Below are 10116 nucleotides of genomic sequence, written 5' to 3'. Positions count from 1 at the left end.
CGCAACGCCACGCACCAGATGAAGAAGCTCACCCTCGCGGACCTGAAAGCCTTCCGCGACCACCTGCGCATCCCCATCACGGACGAACAGCTCGAGGCGGACCTCTACCGGCCGCCGTACTACCACCCCGGCATGGACTCCCCGGAGATCCAGTACCTCATGGGCCGCCGCAAGGAACTCGGCGGATTCGTCCCCGAGCGGCGCTCCAAGCACACCGAGGTCACCCTCCCGGAGGACAAGGTCTACGAAGTCGCCAACCGCGGCTCCGGCAAGCAGCAGGCCGCCACCACCATGGCATTCGTCCGCCTGCTCAAGGACCTCATGCGGGACAAGGAGTTCGGCAAGCGGATCGTGCCGATCATTCCGGATGAGGCACGCACCTTCGGCATGGACGCGTTCTTCCCGACGGCGAAGATCTACAACCCGAACGGCCAGAACTACCTCTCCGTCGACCGCGAGCTGGTCCTGGCGTACAAGGAGTCCATCTCCGGCCAGATCGTGCACGCCGGCATCAACGAGGCCGGCTCCGTCGCCGCGTTCACGGCCGCGGGCACGTCCTACGCCACGCACGGCGAACCGCTTATCCCGGTCTACGTCTTCTACTCGATGTTCGGCTTCCAGCGCACGGGCGACTCCTTCTGGGCCGCAGCGGACCAGATGACCCGCGGGTTCATCATCGGCGCCACCGCCGGCCGCACCACCCTGACGGGCGAAGGCCTGCAGCACGCTGACGGGCACTCCCCGATGCTGGCGGCGACCAACCCGGCCGTCGTCACGTACGACCCGGCATACGGCTATGAGATCGGCGTCATCATGCGCGACGGCCTCAACCGGATGTACGGCCCGGGCCCTGCCGACAACGACCCGTCGCGGAACGTGATGTACTACATCACGGTCTACAACGAGCCGATCGTGCAGCCGCCGGCACCGGCGGAACTCGACGTCGAGGGCATCGTCAAGGGCATCTACCTGCTCGCGCCGGCCAAGATTGACGGCCCGCGCACGCAGATCCTGGCCTCCGGCGTGTCCGTCCCCTGGGCCCTCGAAGCCCAGCGGATCCTCGCCGAGGACTGGGGTGTCTCCGCCGATGTCTGGTCCGTGACGTCCTGGACCGAACTGCGCCGCGACGCCATGGCCGCCGAGGAAGACGCTTTCCTCAACCCCGGCCAGCCCGCACGCGTGCCGTTCGTCACCGAACAGCTCGCCGGCGCCACCGGCCCGATCGTCGCCGTCACCGACTACATGAAGGCAGTGCCGGACCAGATCCGCCAGTTCCTCCCGAACGAGTTCGCCTCGCTGGGTGCGGACGGCTTCGGCTTCTCCGACACCCGCGCCGCTGCCCGCCGCTTCTTCAAGAACGACATCCACTCCGTGGTTGTCCGTTCCCTGCAGATGCTGGCCCGCCGCGGCGAGGTGGACGCCCAGGCTCCGGCCCAGGCGATCGAGAAGTACCGCCTGCACAACGTGAACGCCGGCACCACGGGCAACGCCGGCGGCGACTCCTAACCGGACGCTCCGGGGCCGCAGGGCCAGATAACCGCCACGCACCGCGTCCGACGGCGGCTCCCTCCGAAAGGTGGGGGCCGCCGTCGGACGTTTAACCGCCCTCTTCCCCCGCCCGGTTCGCTCCCCCTTTCCCTTTCTCTCCCTCGCCTTCTCCCTCCCCCTCTCCCTCCCCTTCTCCCTCGCTTTCTCCCTTCGGGGGTCCTGTGACGCAGGACAACGGCAGTTGTAGCCTTCGCACAAATGGAGCTTGGGCGGCGCGCCCCGTATGCTCGATGCATGGCAGAGCCGATCACCACTCCCGAAAAACGCAAGCCGGCCTCGAGGGCGATGACTCCAGAGAAAGCGGAGACGCTCAAGAAGCTCCGGGCAAGCGTGGGCCAGCTGTCGACGACGACACTGCGGCAGCTGGAGAAGTCACTGCCGTGGTACAGCCGGCTGAACTCGGACGAACGCTCCGCCCTGGGCATGGTGGCCCAGAACGGCATCGCGGCGTTCGTCACCTGGTACGAACGGCCCAGCTCGCCGTCGTGGATCCTCTCGGACGTCTTCGGGACCGCCCCCACCGAGCTGACCCGCTCCATCAGCCTCCAGAAGGCGCTCCAGCTCATCCGGATCGTGGTGGAGGTGGTGGAGGACCAGGTCCCGATCATCGCCCCGGAAGCGGACCAGTCGGCCCTCCGGGAAGCCGTGCTGCGCTACTCGCGGGAGGTCGCCTTCGCCGCCGCCGATGTCTACGCCCGGGCCGCGGAATCCCGCGGCTCCTGGGACACGCGCCTGGAAGCCCTGATTGTCGATGCCATCCTCCGCGGCGAGAACACGGACGCGCTGCGGTCCAGGATCGCGGCCCTGGGCTGGAAAGCGCAGGAGCGCTTCACCGTGATGGTCGGAAATTCCCCGTCCGAACCAAGCGCCAGCTACGTCAGCGAACTGCGCCGCACCGCCGGACGCTTCGCCGAGGACGCCCTCGTGGGGATCCAGGGCGACCGCCTCATCCTCATCCTCGGCGGCGTCCAGGACCGGGAGACCGCATACCTGAAGCTCAGCGAGCTCTTCGCCCCGGGACCGGTGGTCTACGGTCCCGAGGCGGGCTCCCTCCTAGAGGCCAGCGGCTCCGCCCAGTCCGCGTTTGCCGGCCTCACCGCGGCCCGCGCCTGGCCCTCCGCGCCGCGGCCGGTGGCCGCCGACGACCTGCTTCCGGAGCGTGTGATCTCCGGCGACGACGCTGCCCGCCGCTCCCTGGTCAAGAACATCTACCGCCCCCTGCTGGCCGCCTCCAACGGGCTCGTGGAGACCCTGGGCACCTACCTGGAACTGGGGCATTCGCTCGAGGCGACAGCCCGCGAACTCTTCGTCCATGCCAATACGGTGCGCTACCGGCTCAAGCGCGTCTGTGACGTCACCGGCTGGGACCCGCTCCTGCCGCGGGAGGCGTTCGTGCTCCAGACCGCCCTCGTGGTGGGCCGTCTATCGGCGCCGCCGAAGGCCCCCACGGAGCGTCAGCCTCCCCGCAACGGCTCCTAATCCGTTGTAGACTTCCTACAAACTGACCCAGTGAGCTTGGTGCATGCAAACACGAATGTTCACGCGGTAATTTGGAAAGCTGGTTACGTGCTTGCAATCGTCTGCCCTGGACAGGGCTCCCAGACCCCTGGTTTTCTAGCCCCTTGGCTGGAACTGCCACCCGTCGCAGGCCTCCTGGCCTCCCTCAGCGAAATAGCAGGCATCGACCTCACCGCCCATGGAACCACTTCTGATGAGGAAACCATCAAGGACACTGCCGTCGCGCAGCCCTTGATCGTCGCCGCCGGCCTGGTGGCCGCGAAGTCACTCTTCGACGTCGAGCTCAGCACGCTGCCGGTGATCCTGGCCGGCCACTCCGTCGGCGAAATCACCGCGGCCTCGCTGGCCGGCGTCCTGACGGAAACCGAAGCCATGACGTTTGTCCGCGAACGCGCCAACAGCATGGCCGCCGCGGCCGCCGCCACCCCGACCGGCATGAGTGCCGTCGTCGGCGGCGACCCTGCGGAGGTCCTGGCAGCCATTGAGGCATCCGGCGCCACCGCCGCCAACGTCAACGGCGCGGGCCAGACGGTGGCCGCCGGCACCGTCGAACAGCTCAAGTCCCTGGCCGAGAACCCGCCGGCCAAGGCCCGGGTCATTCCGCTGAAGGTTGCCGGTGCGTTCCACACCACGCACATGGCGCCCGCCGCTGCGGCCCTCCAGGCCCTGCGCCCGTCGCTGCATCCCCGGAACCCGCAGGTTCCGCTGCTGTCCAACTTCGACGGCGCGGCAGTCGAGGACGGCGCCGCCGTCGTCGACAGCCTGATTGCCCAGGTCTCCCGCCCGGTCCGCTGGGACCGGTGCATGGAGACCATGGTGCAGCGCGGCGTGACCGGCGTGATCGAGCTGGCTCCCGCGGGGACGCTGGCCGGCCTCGCCAAGCGCGGCATGCCAGGCGTCAAGACCGTCACCGTCAAGACCCCGGACGACCTTTCCGCGGCCCTGGCCCTATTTGCAGAACTGGAGGGAGGGGCATGAGCGTTCCGACTCTGAAGCAGGCACCCGTGCAGGAAAATACCCGCATCATGGGTGTCGGAGCCTACCGGCCCAGCGTGATCGTGACCAATGACGATGTCTGCCAGTGGATCGATTCGTCCGATGAATGGATCCGCCAGCGCACGGGCATCGTGACCCGGCACCGCGCGCCCGCCGATGTCAGCGTGATCGACATGGCCGAAGGAGCCGCCCGCGAGGCGCTTCAGAAGGCCGGCATCGAGGCCTCTCAGCTCGGCGCCGTGATCGTTTCCACGGTCACCCACCCGTACGCCACGCCGTCCGCTGCGGCGAGCCTGGCCGACCGCCTCGGCGCGACGCCCGCTCCGGCCTTCGACATCTCCGCGGCCTGCGCCGGTTACTGCTACGGCATCGCCCAGGGCGACGCCCTGGTGCGCTCCGGTGCGGCCAAGTACGTTCTGGTGGTCGGGGCCGAAAAGCTCTCCGACGTCATCGACAACACGGAACGGACGATCTCCTTCCTGCTCGGCGACGGCGCGGGCGCCGTCGTCATCGGTCCCTCCGACACGCCGGGCATCGGCCCCTCGGTGTGGGGTTCGGACGGCAGCAAGTGGGACGCCATCGGCATGACCCACTCCATGCTGGACATCCGCGAACTTGCCCTGACCGGCAAGCGCGGCGGGGCTGTCAGCGACGAAGAAGCGGCAATGACCGACGCATCCCTGTGGCCGACCCTGCGCCAGGACGGCCAGACCGTCTTCCGCTGGGCCGTGTGGGAGATGGCCAAGGTGGCCCAGCAGGCGCTGGACGCCGCCGGCATCCAGGCTGAGGACCTCGCCGCCTTCATTCCGCACCAGGCCAACATGCGGATCATCGACGAGATGGCCAAGAAGCTTAAGCTTCCGGAGACCGTCAAGATTGCCCGTGACATCGCCGAAGCCGGCAATACGTCGGCGGCATCCATCCCCCTGGCCACCCACCGCCTGCTTGAGGAAAACCCCGAGCTCAGCGGCGGGCTGGCGCTGCAGATCGGCTTCGGAGCCGGTCTGGTCTTCGGCGCCCAGGTGATTGTGCTTCCTTAGGCAGCCACCCCGTTCACGAACTGAATACGTTCCGCCTGTTCGACCCTTGCACCGCATGTCCTGAGGTTCAGATCCTGCTGTGCAACACCACGCATTCCCGCACCAAGCCGAACCCTCGGTTTGAATCATTTCCGCCCACGACGGCCGGCATTCCACCGGCAGCCGAGGGCAACAACTAGAAAAGGAGCCATCAATGGCTAGCAACGAAGAAATCCTGGCCGGCCTGGCTGAAATCGTCAACGAGGAAACCGGCCTGGCCCCGGAGGCAGTCGAACTGGACAAGTCCTTCACCGAAGACCTGGACATCGACTCCATCTCCATGATGACCATCGTGGTCAACGCCGAAGAGAAGTTCGGCGTCCGCATCCCGGACGAAGAGGTCAAGAACCTCAAGACCGTCGGCGACGCCGTGGGCTTCATCGCCAACGCCCAGGCCTAGGTCTGATTTCCGCCGGCACCGGCGGACCCGCTGGCCGGTCCGGGCGCTGCAAAAGCGCCCGGACCGGAGCACCAGCACCATTAGCGCACCACCCCCGAGTTTTCCCCAACGCAGGCCCCGGTCATCCCGTTCGCGGTTCCGGACACGGCAGGCGCACCGACAGAGAGTGATCCCATGGCACGCAAAGTAGTCATTACCGGTCTGGGTGCCACCACACCCATCGGCGGCGATGTCCCCACGATGTGGAAGAACGCGCTCAAGGGCGTCTCCGGCGCGCACACGCTTGAGGACGACTGGGTGGCCAAGTACGAACTGCCTGTCCACTTCGCCGCACGCGCCATGACCCCGGCCCTCGAGGTCCTCAGCCGGGTCGAGGCCAAGCGCATGGACCCGTCCACCCAGTTCGCCGTGGTCGCCGCCCGCGAAGCGTGGGCCGACTCCGGCATCACCGAGATCGACCACGACCGTCTTGCCGTGGCCTTCGCCACCGGGATCGGCGGCGTCTGGACGCTCCTGGACGCGTGGGACACCCTGCGCGAAAAGGGCCCCCGCCGCGTTCTGCCGATGACCGTTCCCATGCTGATGCCCAACGGCCCGGCTGCGGCGGTAAGCCTTGACCTGGGCGCCCGCGCCGGCGCCCACACCCCCGTTTCCGCCTGCGCGTCCGGCACCGAGGCCGTTCACGTGGGCCTGGACCTGATCCGTGCCGGCAAGGCCGACGTCGTGGTCTGCGGCGGCGCCGAAGCCGCCATCCACCCGATGCCGATCGCCGCCTTCGCCTCCATGCAGGCGCTCTCGCGCCGCAACGACGATCCCGAGCACGCCTCACGCCCCTACGATCGTGACCGCGACGGCTTCGTCATGGGCGAAGGCGCCGGCGCCCTTGTCCTCGAAGCCGAGGAGCACGCCCTGGCCCGCGGCGCCCGGATCTACGCCGAGCTCGCCGGCACCTCGGTCACCGCCGACGCCTACCACATCACCGCCCCGGACCCCGAAGGCCTCGGCGCCACCCGCGCGCTGAAGGCTGCCATGTTCGACGGCCGCATCCAGCCCGAAGACATCGTCCACGTCAACGCGCACGCCACCTCCACCCCGGTCGGCGACAAGCCCGAGTACGCGGCCCTCAAGGCCGCCCTGGGCAAGCACGTGGACAGCGTCGCGGTCTCGGCCACCAAGTCCCAGATGGGGCACCTGCTGGGCGCCTCCGGTGCCGTCGAAGCCGTGCTGACTGTCATGGCCATCTACGACCGCAAGGCCCCGGTGACCATCAACCTGGAGAACCAGGATCCGGAAATCCCGCTGGACGTCGTCACGACGGCCCGCGACCTGCCCGCCGGCAGCATCGCCGCGCTGAGCAACTCGTTCGGCTTCGGCGGCCACAACGCCGTGATCGCGGTACGCAGCGTGTAGTTGCACCGCACCCGCACCAAAGAGCGATGGCGGCATGTGTTCCCTGGAACACATGCCGCCATCGCTCTTTTTCGTGCGTAGCTATGGAATTGCTGCTTGACCTGCTGGGGCGGGGTTGACCCGGCCGGGTCCTAGCCGACCTGGTGCAGCCAGCGCACGGGGGCGCCCTCGGCGGCGTGCCGGAACGGTTCGAGTTCCTCATCCCAGGCCTCACCCAAGGCAAGGGAGAGCTCGTGATAGACCGCCGAGGGGTCGCCCGCGCCGGACTCGTAGGCGTAACGGATGCGGTCCTCGGAGACCATGATGTTGCCGTGGACGTCGGTGGTGGCGTGGAAGATTCCAAGCTCCGGGGTGTGCGACCAGCGTCCGCCGTCGACCCCCTGGCTCGGCTCCTCGGTCACCTCATAGCGCAGGTGCGCCCAGCCGCGCAGGGCGGACGCCAATTGAGCCCCCGTGCCCGGGGTTCCGGTCCACGACAGCTCGGCCCGGAACATTCCGGGCGCGGCAGGCTGAGCAGTCCACTCCAAGTCTGTCCGCTTGTCCACGACAGACCCTATGGCCCACTCGACGTGGGGGCACAAGGCCGTCGGGGCAGAGTGAACAAACAACACACCGCGGGTCAGTGCAACAGACATTCCATCCTCCATAGCTGTAGGTACGTCTTCCCCAACGACCTGTGCCTGGATGTCTGTCTGTTGCGCGGATCCGAAATTGTGCCGGCGGTCCTGCCAATCTCCTAATTTACAACCGGTTTCCAAGCTGGACGTGAAGCATTCCAGCTTCAAGCTCAACTTGAAACTTCCCGGGCGTGAGTTTTATTCTGCCCTACGCCTCCTAATTACGCCAGTAGGATTCGGCGCGTCTTTCCCGGCGCGCCGCGCGGGTTTCCCGGGACCCTCCGGGAAGCGCCGGACGGGCCGATCCTCAGGCCCGAGGGTGCGCCTGCTGGTAGCTTTGCCGCAGCCGCTCCACGGACACGTGGGTGTAGAGCTGGGTGGTCGCGAGGCTGCTGTGGCCCAGGATCTCCTGCACGGCGCGCAGGTCCGCCCCGCCGTCGAGCAGATGCGTCGCCGCCGAGTGCCGCAGGGCGTGCGGCCCGGTGGCGGCGGTGTCCCCCAGCCGCTCCAGCATGTCCTTGACCACGCTGCGGACCTGGCGCTGGTCCACGCGCCCGCCGCGCGACCCCAGGAAGAGAGCCGGGCCGCTGGTCCCCGTGGCGAGGGCCGGGCGGCCCCGGCGGAGCCAGTCGTCGACGGCCAGGGCCGCCGGCAGTCCGTAGGGCACCGTGCGTTCCTTGTTGCCCTTGCCGAGCACGCGCAGGGTCCTGCGGTCCGGGTCGAGGTCGTCCACGTCCATGCCCGCCAGCTCGCCAACCCGGACACCGGTGGCATAGAGCAGCTCCACCATGGCCCGGTTTCGCAGGGCCAACGGTTCCCCCTCGGCTGAGGCAGTCTCCGCGTCCGCCACGAGCCGCCGGACCTGTTGCTGGTGCAGGACACCGGGCAGCGTCTTTTCCCGCTTCGGGGCCTTGAGCCGCAGGGCGGGATCGGCAGCGATCAGTTCCTCGCGGACGGCCCAGGCGGTGAAGGCCCGGGCGGTCGCGGCACGGCGTGCCAGGGTGGCCCGGGACTTCCCGGACTCGCTTTGGGCGCCAAGCCAGCGCCGCAGGGTTCCGAGCTCCAGCCCGGCAAGGTCCTGAACCCCCTCGGAGGCGGCGTGCGCCAGGAGGCTGCCGACGTCGGAGAGATAGGCCCGGACCGTGTGGGCGGACCGCCCGCGCTCGGCCTCCAGATAACGGCCGAAGCGTGCGGCTGCGTCCTCGAGCGACGCGGGGAGATTCTGGGTAGGCACCCTCCTACTCTGGCAGTATTCCGGCGGCATTCAAGGAGCCGGCCGGGCGAGCCGCCACTCACCGTTCGCCCGCGCCGCCCCGTCCCGGGGTCCGCGGTCACGTCAGTTCGACTTCCCGGAGCGTTTCCAGCCGCCGCCGCGGGTTTCGGCCAGCCCCAGCAGCCCCAGCCGGCCGAGCCCCGCGCGGACCGAATCCTGGCTCAGCCCGGCCACCGAGGCCAGTTTCTCGACGGAGCTGCCGGTCCGCAGCGGCAGGGCATCGAGCAGGATCAGGTCCTCGAGGGTGAGGCCGTCGTGCGCCTCCGTCCTGCCGGCCCTGTCCTCCGGCATCGACTCTCCGCTCGGGGAGGCGAGCTCGGCGATCTCCCCCGCATCCGTGACGCACACGGCCCCGCCTTCACGCAGTAGCCGGTGGCAGCCGGCGGAATTGGCGCTGTGGATTGATCCTGGCACGGCGCCCACGGCCCGGCCCAGGCTTTCGGCATGGTGGGCCGTGTTCAGGGCGCCGGAGCGCCACCTGGCCTCGACCACCACTGTGACCGACGCCAGTGCCGCGATAAGCCTGTTCCGCTGCAGGAACCGGTATCGCGTCGGCGCGGACCCGGGCGGGACCTCGGCCAGCACGGCTCCGTGGTCCGCCACCGCCCGCAGCAGGTCCTCATTGCCGGCCGGGTAGAAGCGGTCCACTCCCCCGGCCATGACGGCAATGGTGGGCACGCCGCCCGCACTTCCGGCCAGGGCCGCTCTGTGAGCGTGGGCGTCAATGCCGTAGGCGCCGCCGGAGACGATCGTGAAGCCGCGCTGGGCCAGCGAGTATGCGAGGTCACCCGTCACCGACGCCCCGTAGCTGGTGCTGTCCCGGGAACCCACCAAGGCGATCGCCCTGTCCGCCCGGGGCAGCTCCTGCTCTACGCCGCGCCACCACAGGCAAAGGGGTTCCTGCAGGCCGAGGTCCGCCAGCTGCCGCGGCCACAACTCATCCATGGGAATGATGATCCGTCCGCCGAGTCGCTGGATGGTGGCGAGATCCCGTTCCGGGGCCAAATCTGGAATGCGCGGGGCCCACCGCTTCAGCGCCTCGGCAAGCCCGGACCAGGCGCCGCCGGAGCCGCTGTCCGCCAGGATCCCGGTGATCTCCTGCTCCAGCTCCGGGCCGGCCCTGAGCCGGCCGCAGGCAACCCGCAGGGCATCCTGCGCTCCGACGGCCTGCACCAGGGCCAGGGCGGCCGCGTCCTGCGGCTCGAACAGCCGGGACAGGGCCGCCCGGGCAGTCCGTTCGTCATCGATCATGGTGGTTCCTTTCGTGGGGCTCGA

At 68.8% G+C, this 10116-nt stretch carries 9 protein-coding genes; 6 read left to right on the top strand and 3 right to left on the bottom strand.

From position 1 onward, the window contains the following. The 6 genes from C8D78_RS14570 to fabF all read left to right on the top strand — a co-directional run. On the top strand, nucleotides 1-1506 hold a 1506-nt coding region (locus C8D78_RS14570; protein ID WP_425266708.1), incomplete at its 5' end, for a transketolase-like TK C-terminal-containing protein. 276 nt (nucleotides 1507-1782) lie between these two features. Next, nucleotides 1783-3027 carry a PucR family transcriptional regulator gene (locus tag C8D78_RS14565; RefSeq protein ID WP_120954581.1) on the top strand — a complete coding sequence of 415 codons (1245 nt, stop codon included), beginning with the start codon at nucleotides 1783-1785 and terminating at the stop codon, nucleotides 3025-3027. Nucleotides 3028-3114: 87 nt separating this feature from the next. Next, nucleotides 3115-4044 carry an ACP S-malonyltransferase gene (locus C8D78_RS14560; protein ID WP_120954580.1) on the top strand — a complete coding sequence of 310 codons (930 nt, stop codon included), beginning with the start codon at nucleotides 3115-3117 and terminating at the stop codon, nucleotides 4042-4044. Then, nucleotides 4041-5102, top strand: coding sequence for a beta-ketoacyl-ACP synthase III (locus tag C8D78_RS14555; RefSeq protein ID WP_120954579.1), 1062 nt, complete (start codon nucleotides 4041-4043; stop codon nucleotides 5100-5102). Before C8D78_RS14560 ends, C8D78_RS14555 begins: the two co-directional genes overlap by 4 nt. Nucleotides 5103-5295: 193 nt before the next feature. Beyond that, nucleotides 5296-5541, top strand: coding sequence for an acyl carrier protein (locus tag C8D78_RS14550; RefSeq protein WP_120954578.1), 246 nt, complete (start codon nucleotides 5296-5298; stop codon nucleotides 5539-5541). A gap of 174 nt (nucleotides 5542-5715) precedes the next feature. Beyond that, nucleotides 5716-6951: a beta-ketoacyl-ACP synthase II gene (gene fabF, locus C8D78_RS14545; RefSeq protein ID WP_120954577.1), complete on the top strand. Its 1236-nt coding sequence runs from the start codon at nucleotides 5716-5718 to the stop codon at nucleotides 6949-6951. A gap of 131 nt (nucleotides 6952-7082) precedes the next feature. On the opposite strand, the gene C8D78_RS14540 is transcribed toward fabF, so the two are convergent. The 3 genes from C8D78_RS14540 to dprA form a co-directional block, all read right to left on the bottom strand. Then, complete coding sequence (locus tag C8D78_RS14540) at nucleotides 7083-7586, bottom strand: DUF3145 domain-containing protein (RefSeq protein WP_026266435.1); 504 nt, start codon at nucleotides 7584-7586, stop codon at nucleotides 7083-7085. 289 nt (nucleotides 7587-7875) lie between these two features. Then, entirely contained in the window at nucleotides 7876-8832 is a 957-nt protein-coding gene (locus tag C8D78_RS14535; RefSeq protein WP_120954576.1) for a tyrosine recombinase XerC, read from the bottom strand. 72 nt (nucleotides 8833-8904) lie between these two features. Beyond that, nucleotides 8905-10092, bottom strand: coding sequence for a DNA-processing protein DprA (gene dprA / locus C8D78_RS14530; protein WP_120954575.1), 1188 nt, complete (start codon nucleotides 10090-10092; stop codon nucleotides 8905-8907). Nucleotides 10093-10116 lie beyond the last annotated feature (24 nt).

Source organism: Arthrobacter oryzae, assembly GCF_003634095.1.
In the GTDB taxonomy this organism is placed as follows: Bacteria; Actinomycetota; Actinomycetes; order Actinomycetales; family Micrococcaceae; genus Arthrobacter; species Arthrobacter oryzae.
Note: the sequence above shows the minus strand (reverse complement) of the source record. Positions and strands in the feature narration are given on the sequence as shown.

Coding starts and splice junctions, on each gene's coding strand:
- C8D78_RS14535 (WP_120954576.1), bottom strand. CDS start 8,832: ATGCCGCCGGAATACTGCCAGAGTAGGAGGGTGCCTACCCAGAATCTC.
- C8D78_RS14540 (WP_026266435.1), bottom strand. CDS start 7,586: ATGTCTGTTGCACTGACCCGCGGTGTGTTGTTTGTTCACTCTGCCCCG.
- C8D78_RS14550 (WP_120954578.1), top strand. CDS start 5,296: ATGGCTAGCAACGAAGAAATCCTGGCCGGCCTGGCTGAAATCGTCAAC.
- C8D78_RS14565 (WP_120954581.1), top strand. CDS start 1,783: ATGGCAGAGCCGATCACCACTCCCGAAAAACGCAAGCCGGCCTCGAGG.
- fabF (WP_120954577.1), top strand. CDS start 5,716: ATGGCACGCAAAGTAGTCATTACCGGTCTGGGTGCCACCACACCCATC.
- C8D78_RS14555 (WP_120954579.1), top strand. CDS start 4,041: ATGAGCGTTCCGACTCTGAAGCAGGCACCCGTGCAGGAAAATACCCGC.
- dprA (WP_120954575.1), bottom strand. CDS start 10,092: ATGATCGATGACGAACGGACTGCCCGGGCGGCCCTGTCCCGGCTGTTC.